The sequence below is a fragment of the Paenibacillus sp. FSL H8-0168 genome, from assembly GCF_038592955.1.
Lineage (GTDB): Bacteria > Bacillota > Bacilli > Paenibacillales > Paenibacillaceae > Paenibacillus > Paenibacillus polymyxa_B.
The window spans coordinates 3,252,789-3,273,612 of the sequence record NZ_CP151948.1; the positions used below are offsets into that span (position 1 = coordinate 3,252,789).

Genomic DNA, 20,824 nt, shown 5'->3' on the forward strand with positions numbered 1-20,824 from the left:
TCATCCTTCGAAGCTTAATACCCAGTTCAATCAACCGGTCCAAATCCTACACTGTCTGTATTTTTATATTTCCAGCTTGCAAATCCTTTACCCAAAAAGGGAGATGAGATAATGACTAGATTGTTAGATGCTCGAACATCTCAAAACGCAAGTTACGGTAATACAATCTCTATTCCCTTGCCAGCCATACACCCGTTGCCATTGCTGAGCTTGGCTTAGATGTAACGGGCGCAGGGGAAAACATGCGTGTACAATTATCCGGGATAGCTGAGCTTGCATTTCCTACCCCACCACCATTCGACTCCGTTATTTCTTTTTCCATTGTTAGAGGCAATTTCGATTCGCTTGTTGCTTACGCCCTTTACTCTGTAAGTGTCTCCGAAGCAAACCCAAACGCTGTACAGGTCGTCACCATAAATGCTTCCGATTACAATATCCCTCTACTACCTTCAAATGAATTGGTGTATACCTTATATCTATTTTGCATAGCAGATGCTACCCGAATAGGAATAGAAAGTTTTAATGCTGTTGCCTACTCAGATTAAAATTGAACCATAACATGGAGGGCAAAGCCCTCTTATTTTTCTTCTATCTGTCCTTGAGAGACGATACTTTCCATCTGTCGTTCTTTTTTGGTATAGTTTACTTAAAGGGGTTGATCAAATGGGATTCATGCTTATTTTTATTGCGATTATTTTTTTCTCACTTGGTATTTTAAGTAAACGAAATCCCACTTGGGGATGGCGTGTAAACGAAGCCTGGAAGATCAAAGGTGACTCTGAACCAAGTGATGCTTACATTGATGACATGAAATTTAGAGGCTCTGTTTCGATACTCTTTGGGTTCTTCTTTTTAACATGTGGACTTTTAGTTATATTCCTGTAAATTCTACTATCTGTTTTCAATCCTCAAAATACCCTTATCCAAAAGACACTTGCTGTTTAGCTGAAGCTCCTAAAATATCATTTAGCATATTTTCAAAAACAGAAATCTGTTTCTTATCCATAGTTTCCACTAATCGAACTTCCTTAATCTTAGACCGGCCTGCCGCTGTAATAAGTAGTAAAGATCATTTTTCTCCCATTGTATTTACTCATCTAACCAGTCACCCTATAAGGAAGAACAATGTAGAAACTCGACTCGTCACTCTGGAAAGCGAGCGACTTAGAGGAACTAGTATACCCGAGTGTAGTCACTTCGTTTTCAAAGACTTTCAAGACATCCAACACATATTTTGCATTCAATGTTAGTTTAAAATTTTTTCACAGCCGACGTTTATCCACACATCTCCAAAAAAATAGAGATGAATAGCATGGAGAACTATGAGTCTTTTACCGAGAGTATACTTTAATAATATTTTTTTGTGGGGAGATTGAGGGGAGAACGAATTGGCGTCAAATGACGAATGAATTACCCACAAACAAAAAAATCCCTCAACGCTTAGAGCGCTAAGGGATTTCCCATTTTAGTAAAGAGTTAGATATTGATCGCGTTCCCATTGATGCACTTGGGTGCGATACATATCCCATTCAATTTCCTTAAGCTCATAGAAGTAGGCCAGAGCATGGTCGCCCAGTGCGTCAGAGATAACTTCGCTCCGAATAAGCTCAGACAAAGCTTCTTTCAAGTCTGCTGGCAGACTTGGAATGCCTTCTTCAATCCGCTCTTCCTCAGACATTACGTAAATGTTACGATCAATCGGAGCTGGCAGAGCCAACTGACGTTTGATACCATCCAAACCTGCTCTCAGCATCACTGCCAAGGCCAAATAAGGATTCGCTGCCGGGTCAGGGTTACGAACTTCAACGCGAGTGCTCAGACCACGGGACGCAGGAATCCGAATCATTGGACTGCGATTGCTTGCAGACCAAGCCACATAACAAGGCGCTTCATAACCTGGTACGAGACGTTTGTAGGAATTTACCGTTGGATTCGTGATCGCTGCCATTGCACGTGCATGTTTAAGAATACCAGCCATATAGTGGCGGGCCGTCTGGCTTAATCCGAGTTCGTCCGTTTCATCATAAAATACGTTTTCATTGTCCTTAAACAACGATTGATTGCAGTGCATACCGGAGCCATTTACACCAAACAAAGGTTTTGGCATAAAGGTAGCATGCAAACCATGCTGACGAGCAATCGTCTTAACAACAAGCTTGAACGTTTGAATCTGGTCGGCAGCTTTAATCGCATCTGCATATTTAAAGTCAATTTCATGCTGACCAGGTGCAACTTCATGATGAGATGCTTCAATTTCGAAGCCCATCTCTTCAAGCTTAAGTACAATTTCACGACGACAGTTTTCACCCAGATCCATCGGAGCCAGGTCAAAATACCCGCCTTGGTCATTTAGTTCTGTAGTTGGCTCGCCTTTTTCATCCGTTTTGAACAAGAAGAATTCAGGCTCTGGTCCGACATTCATCGAAGTGTAACCCAACTCTTCTGCTTCCTTAAGTACACGTTTCAAGATGCCCCGCGGGTCACCTGCAAACGGAACTCCATCCGGCTTGTAAATATCGCAGATCAAACGAGCTACACGATCCGAGGTTACCCAAGGGAATACCACCCAAGTGTCCAAATCCGGATATAAATACATATCAGATTCTTCAATACGCACATAACCTTCTATGGAAGAACCGTCAAACATCATTTTATTATCCAATGCTTTTTCCAGTTGACTAACCGGAATTTCAACGTTCTTAATAGTGCCCAGCAAATCTGTAAATTGCAAACGAATAAAACGAACATTTTCTTCTTTCGCAATCCGAAGGATATCTTCTCTGCTATAACTCACTCTAACCTCTCCCTTTCTGTAACAACTATATACGAATCTGTTGTTCTATAAATTACTTAAATGATAAGACCTGATTTTAAAGTAAAACTACCTTATACCAAGAGGTAAGTCAAAGCATTATCTCTTATTGAAGAACCGTGATAATTCGCCTTGGATTAGGGATACCTGTCCTGGTCTTTTGCCTGCAACAAGTTGTTGTTTCAGTAAGCGGTGAAGCTGAGTATCGGACATTTCACGGCGTTTGACTTCCGTATCTGCAGTAATAACCGTAGCTTCCTCCGATTCCTTGGTAACCGGATTCATGACTTGTTTAATTCCTGCAATGTTAACACCCTTCTCGATCAACGCCTTAATTTCAAGCAGACGCTCTACGTCATTAAAAGAAAAAAGACGTTGGTTTCCCGATGTACGGGCAGGAACTATCAAGTTATGCTGTTCATAATAACGAATCTGACGTGCTGACAAGTCCGTTAGCTTCATGACAATACCTATTGGAAATAAGGCCATATTTCTGCGAATTTCGTCGCCCATTTGTCATCAACCTTCCAGTGATCTATTATTCACCTTATTGTACATTTAGCTGATGCAAAGTGTCAATGACATGTTAGAAAAACTCACAATAATTTACGTTCTTTCATCGTTTGCAGAGCCATAAGCACTCCAAATTTAACATGAGAGTAGGTTAAGCCCCCTTGCATGTAACCAATATAAGGCTCACGAATCGGAGCATCTGCGGATAGTTCCAAACTTCCCCCTTGTATGAACGTACCTGCTGCCATGATAACTGGATGCTCATAACCCGGCATATCCCACGGCTCTGGCACCACATGGCTATCCACGGCAGCCGCACGCTGAATGCCCTGTACAAAAGCAATTAGATGCTCTGGTCCGCTAAAAGAAATAGCCTGAATCAAATCCGTACGCTCCTCATGCCAGGCAGGTTTGGTCTCAAATCCCATCTCCTCAAAGACCGCAGCTGCGAATACACTCCCTTTAACCGCTTGCCCAACCAGTGTTGGGGCAAGGAATAGTCCCTGAAATATGCCTCGTGTGGTACCTAACATGGCACCTACTTCTCCACCGATTCCAGGTGCAGTTAATCGGTAGGATGCCAGCTCTACATACTTTTGTTTGCCGCAGATATATCCACCCGTTTCTGCAATGCCACCACCGGGATTTTTAATCAACGAACCTGCCATCAAATCGACACCGACCTGAGTAGGTTCCAGCTTCTCGGTAAATTCACCGTAGCAATTGTCAACAAAGACAATGACGTCAGGTTTTATTTCTTTCACACGTGCTGTCATTTCTTCAATATCTGCTACACTAAACGAAGCTCTCCAATCATAACCGCGTGAACGCTGAATACCGATCACTTTGGTATTGACATGGATCGCAGCCTCCACCGCTTCCCAGTCCACTTTGCCTTCTGCTGTCAGGGCGGTTTCTCCATAAGTAACGCCAAAATCCTGCAATGATCCTGTTCCGTCGCCGGGCTTACCAATCACTTTGTGCAGGGTATCATAAGGCCTCCCGGTAATGTATAACAGTTCATCCCCTGGACGCAGCACACCAAATAAAGCAGTGGCAATTGTATGAGTACCCGAGGCAAAATGCGGACGCACCAACGCTGCCTCCGCACCGAACACATCCGCATAGACTTCCTCCAGCACCTCACGCCCCCGGTCATTGTAAGCATATCCCGTAGAACCCGCAAAATGAAAATCACTCACTTGCTTCCGCTGGAATGCCTGAATTACCTTCCACTGATTTGAATCTACAATATGATCTATGTGCTGTATACGTTCTTGTATTTTATGTTCTGCCGTTTCCTGAATTTGCTGAATTTCTGGACTAAAAACTACCATTTACCTTCTTGACCCTCTCTCTTACGCAGCCTTAGGCTATTCATGTTATATTATTGTTCAGTTTGAACGATGAGCATTATCATTTTATTGACCCAAAAACATCATTACATGTTAACCTTCTGTGAACTCGCTGAGTGCATGACCATACTTTTCGTACTCGCCTCTTTGAATTTCAACCTCATAAATGACATCATTTCCATCATACTCTGTCAGCAGTACATCTCCGATTCGATAAAGCACCGAGGTTAAATCCCCACGTTCCGCAGGAATGCGGAATCTCAGCGTATCACCGCTCAGATGCTCTTGAATCAGTTCACGAATGCGCAGCAAATCGCCTTCATCAAAAGCGCTAATTTTCAAATAGCCCTCCCCAGAAGGAAGCATTTCCAGTTGCTCAGGGGTACAGGCATCTTTTTTGTTAAATAATACGATCTGAGGCTTGTCCGCAGCCCCTAGCTGCTGCAAGATCGTCTCTACAACTTTCATCTGTTCGTCTCGCATATCCGAGGAAGCATCCACGACATGCAAAATGAGATGAGCCTCATTCGCCTCCTCCAAAGTAGCCCGGAAGGAAGCAACCAAATCATGAGGAAGATTTTGGATAAAACCCACCGTATCCGTAAGAATAACTTCTTTTCCACTCGGTAGCTCCATTGTTCTGGAGGTAGGATCCAGCGTCGCAAACAGTTGATTCTCAATATATACATCGGCTGCTGTCAGTTGCTTCAACAGCGTCGATTTGCCCGCATTGGTATAGCCAACAAGTGCAACCTGAACAATGCCGCTCTTTTGTCTGCGCTCCCTGTGCAAATACCGGTGGCGGGTCACTTCCTCCAGTTGGCGTTTCAGATCACTGATTCGATCACGAATATGACGGCGGTCTGTCTCCAGCTTGCTTTCACCAGGACCACGTGTCCCGATTCCGCCACCGAGACGCGAGAGATTTTTGCCATGTCCAGACAAACGTGGGAGTAAATATGACAACTGCGCCAGTTCAACCTGAATAATACCTTCCCGTGTTTTTGCACGTTGTGCAAAAATGTCCAGAATCAATTGTGTCCGGTCAATAATTTTGAGATCCAGACTTTCTTCCAGATTGCGTACTTGGGCCCCCGAGAGCTCCTGATCAAAAATAGCTGTATTCGCTCCCAATTCTTCAGCAACTGCGCGCAATTCCTCTACTTTTCCTTTGCCAATAAACCATTTTGAATCCTTAGCTTCCTTATTCTGTGTCAGGACGCTCAATACTTCAACTCCCGCTGTCTCAGCCAGTTTCACCAGCTCATCCAACGAGTATTCCGTATTGATGCCAGATCGTTTAACTTCATCCGTAATTAGACTAACCAGTACCGCCTTGTCCTGCATTTCGGTTTGTGTATCATGAGTGGAGTTCGCCATATTGTTTGCTCCTTTATTTTCATGTCAACTCTCGAACAGAGACCGACCTGATGTTCAGGCCGGCCCCCGCTCGATGTCATACCATTCGATGTGATTCAGATTCCTATTATCGCCTATCTTTTGTCCATTTTCAAATCCTCTGGACGCAGCGTCATCAATTCCTGTTTGCCAGGTTGCCCGCTCCGGTACTGATTGAGCAACCTGACAGCTTGGTGCCGAATCGCTTTTTCAATCACGTTACGAACATATCGTGCATTACTAAATGCATGAAGACTGTCATTACGCTCGTTTAGCAAATGCTCCTTCATTTTAATTATGGACTGAGGCATGAGAATATAATCCCGCTCCTTGGCCATCATCTCGGAAATTTGGATAAGCTGATCCACAGTGTAATCAGGAAAATCCAACTGGATTGGAAAGCGAGAAGGAAGACCAGGATTTGTTCGTAGAAAAAAGTCCATTTCCCCCGAGTATCCAGCGAGAATCAAAATAAATTGATTTTTTTGATCTTCCATTGACTTTACCAAGGTATCAATCGCTTCTTTTCCAAAATCCTTTTCCCCCCCGCGTGCCAAACTGTAAGCCTCATCAATGAACAACACGCCGCCAAGAGATTTCTTTACCAGATCTCGCGTTTTTTGTGCCGTATGGCCAATATACTCACCGACCAGATCAGCCCTCTCTACCTCAATCAGATGACCTTTGCTCAGTACACCCATTTTTTGCAGCATTTTAGCGATAATGCGGGCTACTGTCGTTTTCCCTGTACCTGGATTTCCTTTGAAAATCATGTGATATACGTGTGCATTGCTCAATAATCCCGCATCCGTGCGCATATGGGCGATTTGCAAAAAGGCATATACCTCAAATACCAGGTCTTTGATGTTATCCAAGCCGACGAGATGATCGAGTTCTTTCTGAATTTCCTGATAAAGACTGAGATACTGCGGTAGCGCCTGTGACTTGGTTGAAGCCACTGCTTCCGTCTCGTCCACAGTCACCGAAGCTATCGGCTCCGGGCTACGCAGCACGACATTAATTTGTCTGGAAGGTCTCTCCTCCGACCGCTTGCCCGCGGCGATTCCCCGTCCGTTCATGCATCCATCACCTCAACATTTCTTCAGGCACAGCTTACCCTATTAATGTATTCGGTCTGGCATGTCCTTATTAGCATAAAAGCAACGGGAACGTGCACAAAGCCTTTTCTTTAATTCAGGCAACCCAAGTTTGAGCGCTGATCCACCACCGTTGCAGCGTCCATTTAGCGTATGCCAATACTTCTCTTGATTGATGAATTGGCATATTCAACACTTTGGATTCCGTCAGAGCCATCTGAGGATGATCAAATTTCAAGAATTGAGCAATCTCCATCGCTCGAGGGCCATGATAGCTATGTGTGATGATCACGGTGGAGGTCCATCCATATTCATTCATGATGCGCTGGCTATAGAGAAGATTTTCATAAGTACTGGTCGCATGGTTTTCCAACACAATATGCTGTACAGGGACCCCCCTATCTACTAAATAGCGTTGCATGCCCTCAGCCTCCGTATACGGAAAATCTGGTTTATCCAGTCCCCCACTTACAATTAGACGCTGTACCGTCCCGTTGCGGTATAAGCGCAATGCTTCTTCCAGCCTTTCCTTCAATCCAGGACTGGGCTCAGCCCCCCACATAGAAGCACCTAGTACGATACCAATTTGCACTTGCTTGAGCGGAGTGGTAGAGGCGGCCGTATTCATGTCCCACACTCGGATACCTGCCCATACCAATCCGACCAAAATGAAAATCATCAAACAAAGTACAATACACTTGGATACCATAGATATTTTCTTAAGGCGACTGTGCTCGCTTTTCAACTCAGGACGTTTGGGCCCAGTGTCTTTAATCCACTGCAAAACTTTCACCGTTCTCTCTTGAAATCACCGTTGTGAAACCATTCTGCCCGGTGTTTCAGCGACATTTTAAAATAGGGGAACACGTGGGCATCTATCTGATGTAACACATCAGCCGCTGTACGGTTAGCCAATTCTGCCTCTTGCGTTGAGATATGCCCCCGTTGTAACGCCTCCTCCAATTCATCCTCATCCACTAGGAAGATTTCACCGTTTTTAAGCACCACAACATCCAAATACAAATCGTCAAACCATGGGACTCCTTGATCGGTCACACCCTGATTTCGGCAGGTATCAATGTACCATTCAACGATTTGCTCCCGGTTATCAAACATAGCAGTCACCACATAGTGCTCACCTTTTGGATAATATTGTAGCCAGGAATATCCTTTATCGGCTATGCAAAACGTATGACCACCGTAACTTTTCCATAACGGCTCCTTGAGACTCAAAATTGTATACAGGGTCACATATCCTGTAAACGCGTCACTTTCTACATACCGGCAAGCAAACTTGCGATTGGTGATTCTGCGCCAGTTGGCCCGGTCTCCGAATTTGCGCTTCATAAATGATGTTCCTCTCCAACATTGGTAAAACCAGCTTACCATATTTAAACTGTACACTCAAAAAGAACCCCTTTACCAAAGCAAAAAAAGGTATTCTCAGACCGTGAAACGGTCCGAAAATACCTTTGATTTGAAGCAAATTCAACTTACATAAAGCAATACTTGCTAATCCCGATTGTGACGTCCACGATTGGAGTTCGAATGACCGTTGGAATTGCCTTCTTGAGTTCCATCCGTTGTGACTTCAGTCGTAGATGCATCCGTATTTTCTGGATTTACCATAGTATCTTCATCAGAAATACCTGCATCCGGTGTAGTAGTCTGACCATTTTCCTGATTTGTATCGTTTCCATTGCCGGAATTGCTATTATTGTTGCCTGTGCCTCCAGCACCATTCCCACTAGTATCTCCAGGAGATGCCGGAACCTGACCTGAGCCATTATTGTTGTTGATACCGCCAGGAACTGTATTTCCCTGATCTGTACCGTTTTCTCCGTCTGTAGCCCCGCCATTATCCGGTAAGGTTCTATTCTCGTTTGGATCAGTCCCTTGTTGTGGATCAACCGGAGTAGTCTCTGCCGGAATTTCCACACGGATCGTATTAGAAGCCTCGGATTCTTTGCCATCCGCTCCATAAGCCACTACATAATATTCATACGTGTTTCCAGCTATAGGAGACGTATCTTCACCACTCGTGCCCTTCATGGCCTCCATGATTGTTGCAAAGCCTGCATCAGAAGTCCCTTTGCGATACACACGGTATTGTACATTATCCCCCGTCGCCGCAGTCCAGGACAACGATACAATTTGGGTGTCATGACTATAAGACCCGCTCAGCCCGCTTGGAGCGGTAGCCTGAACCGGCTCTTCTGGCTTCTGCTCAACTGGTGGTTCATATCCCTTCGGCTCGCTGAATTGCGTAACCGGGTGTCCCTTGAGAGCTTCACCCATGACTCTTCCGAAAAAGGCTGCCGACTGCCCACTGTAGTTTCTGAGCATATGTTTGCTGTCCGGCTTATCATAACCCATCCATACTGCTCCGGTATATTCTGGCGTATAACCGACAAACCAGATGTCCCGGTTACCACTGTTACCGCTAATTCCACTTTGGGTCGTACCCGTTTTACCAGCTACAGGCCAGTCAATACGTGCTTTGCGACCTGTACCGCTATTGACTACATTTTGCATCATTTGTGTCATTTCATAAGCCGTTTTTTCACTCATTACAGATTTAGTATCCTCTTCATGAGTATAAACAACTTGATCATCACTATTGTTAATTTGCTTAATAGAATAAGCTTTTTGGAATTGTCCTTTATTGGCAAAAGCGCTGTACGCCTGCGCCATTTCAAGGGTATTCGTTCCTTTGCTTAATCCACCCAATGCGATAGCAAGTGAGTGATCATTTTTGTCCATCGGAATCCCTACGCTCTCGGCAAATTGAACCCCTTTTTCCACACCGATTTGGTTCAGCAACCATACAGGCGGAATATTTTCAGACTTCGTAATGGCATCGAGCATGCTGATGGTTGATGAGTAACCATGCAAGTTTTTCGGACTGTATCCGTTAAAACTCTGGCGTTCGTTACTCAAAGGGGTATCCATCGTAAATTTACCGGATTCAAGAGCTGGCGCATAGGCTACAATCGGCTTAAAGGCCGATCCTGGCTGTCTGCGGCTCTGTGTCGCACGATTGAAGGTTCCCTTTTTATAATCTCGTCCGGGTGCCATCGCGGCAATTCCACCTGTTTGGTTGTTAATAATGACCATCGAGGCTTGAACAGGCTGATCGTCAGGACTTTTTTCGAACATGTCATCATCTGCCATCGCCTGATCAAGCGCATTTTGGGCCTGGGCATCCATTGTCGTATGAATCTTATAACCACCAATAATCAAATCATTGCCGCTAACTCCTGGCAGTGCATCCTCTGCCTCATCCATGACGTATTCCATAAAATTTTGATACTTTTGAACTTTTTCCGGCTGTTTGTAATTGTAATTTACAGCCTTGGCCTCTTCCATCTCTTGCTTTCCAATCATCCCTTGCTCAAACATCAGCTGGAGAACCACCGCACGTCGTGCCTTCGAGTTCTCCGGGTTACTGATCGGATTATACTTGGATGGCCCTTTCGGAATAGCTGCCAGTGTAGCAACCTGCCACAATTTTAATTTGTTTAAGTCTGACACGCCAAAATAGCCTTCCGACGCTGCCTTAATTCCAGAATACGAGCGTCCAAACCAAATCCGGTTCAGATATAGTGTAATGATGTCTTCTTTAGTCAAATTCCGCTCCAGCGCCATTGCGATGGATACCTCGGTCGCTTTACGGAAAAAGGTTTTGTCACGTGTCAAAAACAAGTTTTTGGCTAGCTGCTGAGTTAGTGTGCTGCCGCCCTCCACTGCCGAACGAGCCACGATATCCTTTACGGCCGCCCGACCGATAGACCAAATATCAACACCCTGATGCTCATAAAACCGTTTATCCTCTGTCGCCACAAAAGCTTTTTTCAGCAGGTCTGGTATTTCTTCACTTTTAACAGGATCGCTTTTTTGCACAGACAACTCACCCATGAGCACACCGTTGCGGTCATAAACCTTCGATGTCTCGTTCACTGTAATTTTGTCCTTGTTGGCTTTGTAAATTTTTTCGCCATTAACCATGACAAATAAATATCCACCAAGTGCACAGAATATGGCTAAGGCCGCTGTAATAAATAGCGTCCACCCCACTCGCTTACCTGTTATTTTCTTTTTCTTGCCCTTCGGCTTCTCTTTAGATGTGTTTCTATTGCGATTGCCGGATCTGGACAATGAATCGTTTGGCATTCCCCTGACTCCCTTTCGCGAATAATCATATGATACCTAACATAAGCCTAAAGCTTGCTGTCGGCAGCATGAAAATAAACGGAATGAAAAGAACAACCCTGATCAGGTTGCTCCCGGTCACATTCCTATACAGTTAGACGAGACGGACGCCTGAAAAGTTTCATGAACCCGGGCGACCGTCAAGCCGTAATCAGTTATCGCTAGCGTTATCCTGTTGTTGTACAAGCGATACATTGCGTTGCGGTGTAAAGGTGGAGATGGCATGCTTGTAAATCAGCTGTTGCTTTCCATCCGAGTCGATAACAATCGTAAAATTGTCAAATGCTTTAATCGTCCCTCGCACCTGAAATCCATTGATGAGGTATACCGTTACAGGTATAGAATCCTTGCGCAATTGATTCAGAAACGTATCTTGGATATTAATGGACTTGTTCATTTTAGCCGTACCCCCAATAATCATTTGGATTGTTTTGAAGTATATTCAAGGTCTGTCCGGAACTTTCCTGCTATAATTTCGTGTATTCGGGCTGCATGAGCAGAAAAATTTCCGAAATCAGTGACATCTACCCACTGGATATCCTTCATATGGCGAAACCACGAGAGCTGTCGCTTCGCAAAATGACGCGTATCCCGTTTTAGCCAAGTCACCGCCTCTTCCAAAGACACCTCTCCCCGCAGGTAGGAGGATATCTCTTTATAGCCTAGACCTTGCATGGAGATGGCATCGCTTCGCACTCCCCGTTCCATTAAGGAGGTTACCTCAGCAACAAGCCCTTGATCGAGCATCCCGTCAATTCGGTCTTCAATACGTTTATATAGCATTTGCCTATCCATTGTCAAACCTACGATGCAGAGTTGGTAGGGAGATTCCTTTTTTTGACTGGCAAGTTGAGAGCTAAGTGTCGTTCCGCTAACATGGTAAATTTCCAGTGCCCGAACGACACGACGACGATCATTAGGATGCAGACGAAGTGCACTTTCGGGATCAACCGCCTGTAGTCGCGCATGAAGCGCGTCAGCTCCAAACTGTTCGGCATAGTCAAGCTGTTCCTGACGAAAAGCTTCGTCAGCCCCCACCTCGGAAAACTGGTATTCATAGCAGACTGATTCTACATATAAACCTGTTCCGCCTACGATAAACGGTAGCTTTCCTCTAGATTGAATATCAGGTATGAGACGACGACAGTCTTCCTGAAATTGGGCTACTGAATATGGGTATTCAGGCTCATGAATATCAATTAAATGGTGCTTGATTCCTTCCATTTCCTGTTCGGAAATTTTGGCAGTTCCAACGTCCATATGACGGTATACCTGCATGGAATCCCCGGAAATAATTTCCGCGTCAAATTGTCGAGCCATCTCGATGCTTAGTTTCGTCTTGCCAACCGCAGTCGGGCCAACAAGAACAAGTAGTTTAGGCTTAGGTGCCACTGTCAATATCAATCACTCCGTACACTGTTTTCGTTGTGCCCCGCTGCTCTACACGGAAGCCGAGGCGGGCAAATTCCCCGCTACCCCGTTTTTCTTTTAATACAATTGTTTTTCGTGCAATCCGTTTCGCATGAATAATACTTTCCTCATTCAACGCGTCTGAATTAGCCAACCCTCTCAATGGACCGATTGCGCTGGAATCGAGCAAGGGATCACGAAACATAGGGTCAAAATAAATAATATCTATACTGCGATCCGGCAAACTGCGCAAATAGTCCAAATGATGACCAAAACGAACGTCAATGTTGGAAAAGGCCTGATCTACTTCAGCGTTGCCGGAACGGTAATGCCTCATTCCATCCTTGATTAAAGCATAGACGGGGAAAGAACTCTCCACAGCCGTGACTTGTCCAGAGCTTCCCGTTCCAATTGAAAATAGAAGAGAATCCGTACCAAGTCCTGCGGTGCAATCCAGTACAGTATCACCCGGGACGAGCCGGGCAGCCGTCAACATCGGGTCAGGTTCACCCTTTAATACCCGTTTGGCGCGAATGAAGCCCATACTCGGATGAAAAACCATCGGTGATTGTTCTGGGCTGATCAGTCTCACTCCGCCCTGCACCAGAACCAATGCTTGGCGGACTCTGTGAGCCGCGATTAGCTTAGCTATCGATATGCCACGACGAGGGGCATACAACACCCCTAACTCGGCTGCAAGCAGCTTCGCTCGCTCCACAACCTCAGCCGAGGGGGAATCCCCTGTCGTGACCAGTAATTCGACTTTTTTTTCCCGTAGCCTCGACCGCTCTTCTTCACGGTTTTCCCGATCCTGTAACATATATATACTCCCTTACATTACTCTTTTAAACAGCTTCTCTAAATCATATGTGGAAAAGGAAACCACAATAGGTCGCCCATGAGGGCAAGTATATGGTTGTTTGCACGCTGCCAAACGCTCTAGCAGCACGACAGCCTGTCGGTCAGTCAGCTTTTGGTTTGCTTTAATCGAGGCCCGGCAGGAGCACATGATCGAGGCTGCTTCCCGCAGCTTTGCAAGATCAATGGCTCTTTCCTCGAGCACCCATCCGGCCATTTCCTCAATAACATCCGCTTCTTCCCCTTGGGGAAGCCAGTACGGGTAAGAGCTGACACGGAAAGTTTGACCGCCAAAATGCTCCAAATACACCCCCGCCTGCTCAAACCAGTGCAGCCTTGTTTTCAACTTTTCTGTCTCGGAAGGCGTAAAATCCAGTGTAATTGGCAGTAGCAACTCCTGCGATACTGACTCGGGATTACCGAATTTTTCATAATAAAATTCATAATTGACTCGTTCATGTGCGGCATGTTGATCAATTAAATACAAGCCCTGGTCGTTCTGTGCAATCAGATATGTCCCGTGGTGCTGACCGATTAAATTCAGTTCAGGAAAAGTGGGCAGCTCTGGAACTTCTCCCGACACCGCTGCCAATTGCTCTGCATTTAGACGTTGCTGGCGAGGCTTCTGATCCGCGAAATGACGGGAATCCGTAGCGTGTCCTGCAATCGGCGGCACAGAAGATGGGTAAGCAGCAGAAGCAGCCGTTTCCTTTATCCCTCCACTGTATAAAGAAGATGTGCCTATTGCGGCATTATCTCCTTCGGGCGACTGTACAGTCGCTCCATCAGGGAGCGGCACGTCCCCTCTAACTTCACTCCCGTTGTTTTCTTCCACAAAATCTGCATCCAGTTCATCATCACTAATACTTTTACCTGAAAGGTTGTTTGCCCGTCCAATGGCTGAGAGGCTACCCCTGCTCGGACGTTGCTCACGCTCCTGGCTACCTCTGTTATTCTCTTCGTTTCTGTTCAAGTAATTGGATTGGCCCGGCACCTGGTTCTCCGGCGAGGTCACGGAAAGTGGCAGTGCTCCCCCCCGGTCTTTGCCGGAAGGAGCATCCCCTTCCGCACCATTTCCCTTCGAGAAGTGAAACTGCTCCTGCACAAACGAGCCACTGTCCTTGCCACCGATCTCGCGCTTGACTGCCTTCGGAATCAGCACTTGCTGCCCTAAAACAGCTTTTACCGAATCCTCGACCAACTGAAACAGTTCAGCTTCTTTGCTGAACCTTACCTCCAGCTTGGCAGGATGAACGTTAACATCCACCAAAGAAGGATGCATTTCAAGTTGGATCACAGCCAGCGGAAAACGATTGATCGGCAGTAAGGTATGATATGCCTTGAGCAACGCCTGATTAAGCCCGTAACTACGCACAAAACGTCCATTCACTACCGTCGATATCGCATTCCGATTCGATCTGGTCCACTCTGGGCGGCTGATATAGCCGCTAATTCGGTAATCGAGGCTCTCTCCTTCCAGCAGCAGCATGGACTTCGCCGCAGAAGTTCCATAAATAGCGGCAATCACCTGGAGCAAATCACCATTACCCAGCGTTTGCAACAATGTATTGCCATTATGCCGCAATGTGAAGGCAACCTCAGGGTGCGAAAGCGCCATTCGGTACAATACATCCGAAATGTGTCCCAGCTCGGTCTGGATTGTTTTCATATATTTCAGCCGTGCAGGTGTATTATAAAACAGCTCCCGGACGGTAAAATCCGTCCCTTGCCTACTAGCGGCATCCTCGTGAAGCACCAGCTTACCGCCCTCAATCACCAATTTACGGGCACGCCCGTCATCTCCGGCTGCTGTAAGCAGCTCTACTTTCGATACAGCCGCTATACTTGGCAACGCCTCTCCCCGAAAGCCGAGACTTGTGATCTGAAACAGGTCGCGACCATGTCCAATTTTGCTTGTCGCGTGCCGATAGAATGCCGTCTCCACATCCTCAGGCTCAATGCCACTTCCATTATCCGTCACCCGGATACTTTGCAGACCGCCCTCTTCTACCCATACGTCCACCCGCGTACCGCCTGCATCAATCGCATTTTCCACCAGCTCCTTCACGACGGAGGCTGGACGTTCCACGACCTCACCGGCAGCAATCTGGTTCGCAATATGTTCATCCAGTACCCGAATTTTAGACATCCTTTTAACCTCCTCCTGACTTCAAAGTGTGATGAAAAATAGGAATAAATGTCACTTATTTTAACTACAGGCCATTGGCCTTGTTTTTAAGATCATTTAATAGCTGCATTGCCTGTAAAGGAGTCATATTCATGACATCAGCATTTTTCACCTTGCGCAAAATTTGGCGCACAATCGGATTAGCCTCTACTGTCTCTGCATGGGGCTTGGAGGCGGCAAGCTCCTGCTCTCCGAAAATGGACAGCTGTACCACTTCGGTTGCTCCTTGCTCCAACCTGCTGGAATCCTCCACAGTCTGTAGAGTATCTTCTTTTACCAGGGTGGCCTGCTGTGATAAAGACTGAGTTGATGATGCAGTTTCTCCGCTTTCTCGCAATGTCTGGCCTGAATTATATTCGGTCAAAGAAGAAATATCTTCCGTCCCTGAAACTGTACGAAGATCAGTCCCTTCCTTCCCTCCTACTACTATCTCGGTACCTGCCGTTACTTGAGCCGCTGCCTGTTCAAAACCATTCAGCAGTCCATTCGCTCGCTCAATAATGTTATTGGGCAAGCCTGCAAGCCGAGCACAATAAATGCCATAGCTACTGCTAGCCGCTCCCGGTATGAGCTTGCGCAGGAAATTCACCTTGTCGCCGCTTTCCTGCACGGCCATAGAGTAATTTCGCAGCGAAGACAGGCCTTGCTCCAAATGCGCCAGCTCATGGAAATGCGTGGATACCAGCGCCTTACAGCCGATCGTGTCATGGACAAATTCGATGACTGCCTGTGCAATTGCCATCCCTTCACTAGTGGACGTACCTCGTCCCAGTTCATCAATAATAATCAAGCTTCGCGGAGTTGCCTTGTCCGTCATTACTTGGATATCTGCCATTTCGACCATAAACGTACTCTGCCCGCCGATGAGATCATCCGCCGCGCCGATCCGTGTAAAAATGCGATCCAGCATCGGCACCTTGGCACGTGCAGCTGGGACAAAGCAGCCAATTTGAGCCATAATTGCAATAAGCGCAACCTGACGCATATACGTACTTTTCCCAGCCATGTTCGGCCCGGTGATAAGTAGAATATGCGCATCGCCTTCCTCCAACACCGTGCTGTTGGCGATAAAACCGCCATCTTTCATTACGGCTTCCACCACGGGATGGCGCCCCTGCTCGACTACGAAATCATATCCTGTAGTCAGCTCAGGTTTCACAAATCCCCGTTCCGAGCTAACCGAAGCCAGCGACTGATACACGTCAATTTCAGCAACTTGTTCTGCCAGCTTTTGCAAACGTGGAATTTCAGCGTTCAGTTTACTGCGAAGCTCGGAGAAAAGCGTGTACTCCAGATCAACCATTTTATCCTCGGCTTCCAGAATTAGAGATTCCTTTTCCTTCAACTCCGGTGTAATATACCGTTCCGCATTCGCTAGCGTCTGTTTGCGTTCATATCGACCTTCTGGTAATGAAGCCAAATTGGATTTGGTCACTTCGATATAATAACCAAATACTTTGTTGTATCCAATCTTAAGTGACCGAATGCCGGTTGCTGCACGTTCCTTGGCCTCTAGCTCAGCGATCCAACGCTTACCGTTCACACTCGCCTCGCGCAGTTCGTCCAGACGCTGATGGTAGCCTTCCTTAATAAGACCTCCATCCCTTACGGAAATCGGCGGTTCATCCGCCACCGCTTCCTCAATCAACGCACACAGGTCTGTACAGCTATCCAGCGTTTGTGCAATTCGTCTCAGCGTCTTCGAAGGAGATTCAGCGCACAATTCGCGTAAAGACGGAATTTGGGCCAGCGACAGCTTGAGAGCGATCAGATCACGTGCATTAGCACTACCAAAGGCGATCCGCCCAACTAGACGCTCCAGATCGTAAATCTCTTTAAGCTGAGCACGTACATCCTCTCGGAAAATAAATTGGTGGTATAGCTTGTCCACCGCCTCCAAGCGCTCCTCAATAAGATTGCTGCTCAACAGCGGCTTGTCAATCCAACGACGCAACAGACGCGCTCCCATGGAAGTCTCTGTGCGATCCAACAGCCACAGCAGCGAGCCTTTCTTTGAGCGTTCACGTACCGTCTCCACCAGTTCCAGATTCCTGCGGGTAAATGGATCCAGAATCATAAAATGGTTTGGCTCATATACCGAGATTTGGGTCAATTGGCCTAACGATCTTTTTTGCGTTTCATTCAAATAGGAAATCAGGCGCGATACGCACCGTCTACGTTCCTCCGTAAGCCTTGCCCATGTGGCTTCGCCAAATTGATCCCGAACCAGATCATCCTTGGATTTGTCCCAAGCCGTATACACAACGCGCCGTCCAACGGGGGACATACGGGATGTCACAAAATCGAGCAGATGACCATCCCCCAACATTTCGGAAGGCTCATAAATGTTAATTTCATCTAGTAGCCATTCTTTCGAATCAGGCACGGAGGTCACATACAATTCACCTGTTGACAAGTCGCACGCCGCCAGCGCCAGCATTCCGTCCGTCTCTGTGACACATACCATGTAGTTGTTGGATTTGTCACCCAGCACCTTGCCTTCCATCACCGTTCCCGGGGTCACAACGCGGACAATATCCCGCCGTACCATCCCCTTTGTAGCTGAGGCTTCCTCCATTTGCTCACAGATGGCCACCTTATAACCCTTCTCAATGAGGCGCTGTATGTAATTTTCAGCTGAATGATAAGGCACGCCGCACATCGGAATTTTTTCCGTGGCGCCACCCTCACGACCCGTAAGTGTAATTTCCAGTTCCTTGGATGCAAGAATTGCATCATCGAAAAACATCTCGTAAAAATCTCCCAGACGGAAAAACAAAAATGCATCTTTAGCCTGCTCTTTTATGGATAAATACTGCTCAATCATCGGTGTATATTTGGACATACCGTTTACTAACCCCCACACTTTGTTCCGTTTAAACTTATAATTATCTCTCATTATATCAAAAATGACAGTTGATAACATGAAACCGTTCCTGGTGTCGACACTTGATTTTACGTAAGCTTCCAATATGGGCGCAAATCCCGTGATTCATCCCACTGTTTCCCCTTGCGGAGGCTGTCCAGCAATGGCGCTACATAAGCTTCATATTGCGAGTATATTTCCAGTGAAACCATATCCAAAATAAGAGGTTCCATATACTCCTTAAGCACAGATTGATTTCCTTCATAAAAGGCTCTGTGAGCCTCCTCCTGACCCAGCGGCCTACGTTGCAAACGCGGATATTGAGAAGCAATGAGAAACGCCATTCCAATCACACCTTTCGCCAGCTGTGGCGAAATAAGAAAACTGGGCAGTGTACGATATTCAAAGCCTCCATACGACTGACGGCGAAAATCACCCAAATTGCCATAATGCGGTCTGCGCCGGACCGCACGCTTGTCTTCCAGTAGCGCCAAAGGCAGTGCCAAATAGTTATCCAGTGCCCGGAGCAAGGCACCGTTTAGCGAAACCCCGCTGAAATGCAGATGTCCGCCCAGCGGAAAACCCGGTTGCGGCATCCCCCCCGCCTGCCAGATGAGTGTGCGGTCAGCAATGCGCCGGGCAGCTGTTGCAAAAGCTTGACGCAGATGCTTCAGTAGGCGGGCCGGATCTTCGCTCGGCGCAGGACGAAGCTCAGCGACTGGATACAGCGTTCGTCCCCGGCGGGTAACTGCATCACAGCCGGCTATGCCGAGACGGCCCAAATATCTTGAGGCCGGAACGACCCGTCCCTCTGGCATACGAACCAGCACAAATTCGGGGTCCATTCCAATGAGTAGTCGATCTCTCCCTCGTTCCACTGAAAGATTCTCACCCTCAATATCCCCTTCACGCGCAGCAATTTCATATAACGTGGCCAAACGTCTATCGTTCAGCCATGGCTGTGCCGAGACTTCGCGCACCTGACAGCTGCGCTCCCCCAGCGGCGTCAGTACCACCTCACCACTGTCCAAACCCAGTGTGTACAACGCACGTACAGCCAGCCGCTCCATCCGGACATAGAGCGGTGAATGTTGATCCAGCTCAGAAAGATCGTATGCGCGGACTTTGGAAGATCCCTCGATGGCACGTCTACGAATTTCCAGCACTCGCAGTTGATGGATTTGCACCGCGTAGCCTATCGCAAAATCTGCAAGGCTGCTATCCATCCACTGCACTGCTATGCCTGAACGCTCCAGTCTACGCTTTTTTTCATCATTTGGCATCTGTCTGAAGCGTATGAGCGCCTGTCCCGGCTGCTGCATCATATTCCCCCCTACGGACTACGTACGGATTTCACCCCAATTTCAACCCAAACAATAAAAAAGGAGGGCCTTTGCCCCCTGCGCAGAATCAGCCGGCGCAAAGAGTAAAGCGGCCCTCTTTTTGGTTACTTCTGTCAGAGCTCGTCGTCAATGAGGTCGGGGTCGAGCTCCTCATAGTCCCCCTCTTCCGCTCCAAAATCAAAGTCTTTTTCAAAATCATCGCTGCTACCATTCGGGAATACTTCTACAACAATCTTCGTTTCCGCCACCAGCTCCACCGCAAATTCCCGCTCGACCCGGATCATTACGCTGCCACCTCCAGAAGACACACTGGCCTCGACACAACTCGGCTCCTGTGTAGCTTCGGCGGATACTTCCACTGTAGACGCCCGGTGCTTCGGATCAAGATACGAGAGCGGCACATTTTCTACGTACGACACCGTTTCCTTGGCCACATCGGTCTGCGAGTTTTTATCGTATGAGTACCAAATATTGATATCATACGTCCCGACGACCTCAATGCCGTCCCCCGCCGCCACAGCTTCATACTGGTGGTTAATAATCCATGCCCCTAAAATGCTCGTTGGATTATTCGGCGGAGTTACGGTATGGGTTACGGTAGAGAATCTGCGACCTTTACCACAGATCGCTTTGGTAATAATCTCTCTACGATTTTTATGACTTAATGCCATTCTTGAACCTCCTCCATACAATCAATCATTCCATACATATGTATGCAGGTTGTGGGCGAATGTTGAGTGAATAGGCGAAAAGGAAAAAATATTATTTGTAT

Annotated in this window: 17 protein-coding genes; 2 read left to right on the forward strand and 15 right to left on the reverse strand. The window is 46.9% G+C overall.

Translation table 11 applies throughout. The annotated features are described in order from the left end of the window. Window positions 1-242: 242 nt before the first annotated feature. Together MHI21_RS14360 and MHI21_RS14365 are read left to right on the forward strand one after the other, a co-directional pair. Entirely contained in the window at window positions 243-545 is a 303-nt protein-coding gene (locus tag MHI21_RS14360; RefSeq protein WP_342418407.1) for a hypothetical protein, read from the forward strand. A 118-nt stretch (window positions 546-663) separates the two neighbouring features. Next, a complete protein-coding gene (locus tag MHI21_RS14365; protein ID WP_165177070.1) occupies window positions 664-885 on the forward strand; it encodes a DUF6199 family natural product biosynthesis protein in 222 nt (73 codons plus the stop codon). Window positions 886-1,465: 580 nt separating this feature from the next. Here MHI21_RS14365 and glnA read toward each other — a convergent pair. The 15 genes from glnA to MHI21_RS14440 all read right to left on the reverse strand — a co-directional run bounded on the left by glnA (window position 1,466) and on the right by MHI21_RS14440 (window position 20,723). Continuing rightward, a complete protein-coding gene (gene glnA / locus MHI21_RS14370; protein ID WP_013310575.1) occupies window positions 1,466-2,794 on the reverse strand; it encodes a type I glutamate--ammonia ligase in 1,329 nt (442 codons plus the stop codon). A 117-nt stretch (window positions 2,795-2,911) separates the two neighbouring features. Beyond that, window positions 2,912-3,325, reverse strand: a complete 414-nt coding sequence (locus tag MHI21_RS14375; RefSeq protein WP_007430683.1) for a MerR family transcriptional regulator — start codon at window positions 3,323-3,325, stop codon at window positions 2,912-2,914. Between the two features lie 83 nt (window positions 3,326-3,408). Next, a complete protein-coding gene (locus tag MHI21_RS14380) occupies window positions 3,409-4,662 on the reverse strand; it encodes a methionine gamma-lyase family protein (RefSeq protein WP_341161254.1) in 1,254 nt (417 codons plus the stop codon). Window positions 4,663-4,773: 111 nt separating this feature from the next. Further along, window positions 4,774-6,060 (reverse strand): GTPase HflX, encoded by a 1,287-nt coding sequence (hflX, locus tag MHI21_RS14385; protein ID WP_013310577.1) that lies wholly within the window; start codon window positions 6,058-6,060, stop codon window positions 4,774-4,776. A 113-nt stretch (window positions 6,061-6,173) separates the two neighbouring features. After that, the gene (locus MHI21_RS14390) at window positions 6,174-7,157 is read right to left on the reverse strand and encodes an AAA family ATPase (protein WP_025718768.1); all 984 of its coding nucleotides are present in this window, start codon (window positions 7,155-7,157) and stop codon (window positions 6,174-6,176) included. 115 nt (window positions 7,158-7,272) lie between these two features. Then, window positions 7,273-7,968 carry a YdcF family protein gene (locus MHI21_RS14395; RefSeq protein WP_342418408.1) on the reverse strand — a complete coding sequence of 232 codons (696 nt, stop codon included), beginning with the start codon at window positions 7,966-7,968 and terminating at the stop codon, window positions 7,273-7,275. Continuing rightward, window positions 7,965-8,522, reverse strand: a complete 558-nt coding sequence (locus MHI21_RS14400; protein WP_013310580.1) for a DUF402 domain-containing protein — start codon at window positions 8,520-8,522, stop codon at window positions 7,965-7,967. Before MHI21_RS14400 ends, MHI21_RS14395 begins: the two co-directional genes overlap by 4 nt. Before the next feature lie 165 nt (window positions 8,523-8,687). Beyond that, on the reverse strand, window positions 8,688-11,348 hold the full coding sequence (locus MHI21_RS14405) for a PBP1A family penicillin-binding protein (RefSeq protein WP_342418409.1): 2,661 nt from the start codon (window positions 11,346-11,348) through the stop codon (window positions 8,688-8,690). Between the two features lie 190 nt (window positions 11,349-11,538). After that, window positions 11,539-11,784: an RNA chaperone Hfq gene (hfq, locus tag MHI21_RS14410; RefSeq protein WP_023989043.1), complete on the reverse strand. Its 246-nt coding sequence runs from the start codon at window positions 11,782-11,784 to the stop codon at window positions 11,539-11,541. 20 nt (window positions 11,785-11,804) lie between these two features. Next, entirely contained in the window at window positions 11,805-12,785 is a 981-nt protein-coding gene (gene miaA / locus MHI21_RS14415; RefSeq protein ID WP_069289755.1) for a tRNA (adenosine(37)-N6)-dimethylallyltransferase MiaA, read from the reverse strand. After that, window positions 12,769-13,617 (reverse strand): class I SAM-dependent methyltransferase, encoded by an 849-nt coding sequence (locus tag MHI21_RS14420; RefSeq protein WP_342418410.1) that lies wholly within the window; start codon window positions 13,615-13,617, stop codon window positions 12,769-12,771. Before MHI21_RS14420 ends, miaA begins: the two co-directional genes overlap by 17 nt. A gap of 12 nt (window positions 13,618-13,629) precedes the next feature. Continuing rightward, window positions 13,630-15,804, reverse strand: a complete 2,175-nt coding sequence (gene mutL, locus MHI21_RS14425; RefSeq protein ID WP_342418411.1) for a DNA mismatch repair endonuclease MutL — start codon at window positions 15,802-15,804, stop codon at window positions 13,630-13,632. A gap of 64 nt (window positions 15,805-15,868) precedes the next feature. Then, window positions 15,869-18,688 (reverse strand): DNA mismatch repair protein MutS, encoded by a 2,820-nt coding sequence (mutS, locus tag MHI21_RS14430; protein WP_342418412.1) that lies wholly within the window; start codon window positions 18,686-18,688, stop codon window positions 15,869-15,871. 110 nt (window positions 18,689-18,798) lie between these two features. Further along, window positions 18,799-20,034, reverse strand: coding sequence for a hypothetical protein (locus MHI21_RS14435; protein WP_342418413.1), 1,236 nt, complete (start codon window positions 20,032-20,034; stop codon window positions 18,799-18,801). A gap of 131 nt (window positions 20,035-20,165) precedes the next feature. Continuing rightward, window positions 20,166-20,723 carry an outer spore coat protein CotE gene (locus MHI21_RS14440; protein ID WP_061831597.1) on the reverse strand — a complete coding sequence of 186 codons (558 nt, stop codon included), beginning with the start codon at window positions 20,721-20,723 and terminating at the stop codon, window positions 20,166-20,168. Between the last annotated feature and the right edge of the window lie 101 nt (window positions 20,724-20,824).

Bases quoted from the DNA above. Each gene is read 5' to 3' on its own strand.
- MHI21_RS14360 (WP_342418407.1), top strand. From the start codon at position 243: ATGCGTGTACAATTATCCGGGATAGCTGAGCTTGCATTTCCTACCCCA.
- MHI21_RS14365 (WP_165177070.1), top strand. From the start codon at position 664: ATGGGATTCATGCTTATTTTTATTGCGATTATTTTTTTCTCACTTGGT.
- MHI21_RS14375 (WP_007430683.1), bottom strand. From the start codon at position 3,325: ATGGGCGACGAAATTCGCAGAAATATGGCCTTATTTCCAATAGGTATT.
- MHI21_RS14380 (WP_341161254.1), bottom strand. From the start codon at position 4,662: ATGGTAGTTTTTAGTCCAGAAATTCAGCAAATTCAGGAAACGGCAGAA.
- hflX (WP_013310577.1), bottom strand. From the start codon at position 6,060: ATGGCGAACTCCACTCATGATACACAAACCGAAATGCAGGACAAGGCG.
- MHI21_RS14390 (WP_025718768.1), bottom strand. From the start codon at position 7,157: ATGAACGGACGGGGAATCGCCGCGGGCAAGCGGTCGGAGGAGAGACCT.
- MHI21_RS14400 (WP_013310580.1), bottom strand. From the start codon at position 8,522: ATGAAGCGCAAATTCGGAGACCGGGCCAACTGGCGCAGAATCACCAAT.
- MHI21_RS14405 (WP_342418409.1), bottom strand. From the start codon at position 11,348: ATGCCAAACGATTCATTGTCCAGATCCGGCAATCGCAATAGAAACACA.
- hfq (WP_023989043.1), bottom strand. From the start codon at position 11,784: ATGAACAAGTCCATTAATATCCAAGATACGTTTCTGAATCAATTGCGC.
- MHI21_RS14420 (WP_342418410.1), bottom strand. From the start codon at position 13,617: ATGTTACAGGATCGGGAAAACCGTGAAGAAGAGCGGTCGAGGCTACGG.
- mutL (WP_342418411.1), bottom strand. From the start codon at position 15,804: ATGTCTAAAATTCGGGTACTGGATGAACATATTGCGAACCAGATTGCT.
- mutS (WP_342418412.1), bottom strand. From the start codon at position 18,688: ATGTCCAAATATACACCGATGATTGAGCAGTATTTATCCATAAAAGAG.
- MHI21_RS14435 (WP_342418413.1), bottom strand. From the start codon at position 20,034: ATGATGCAGCAGCCGGGACAGGCGCTCATACGCTTCAGACAGATGCCA.
- MHI21_RS14440 (WP_061831597.1), bottom strand. From the start codon at position 20,723: ATGGCATTAAGTCATAAAAATCGTAGAGAGATTATTACCAAAGCGATC.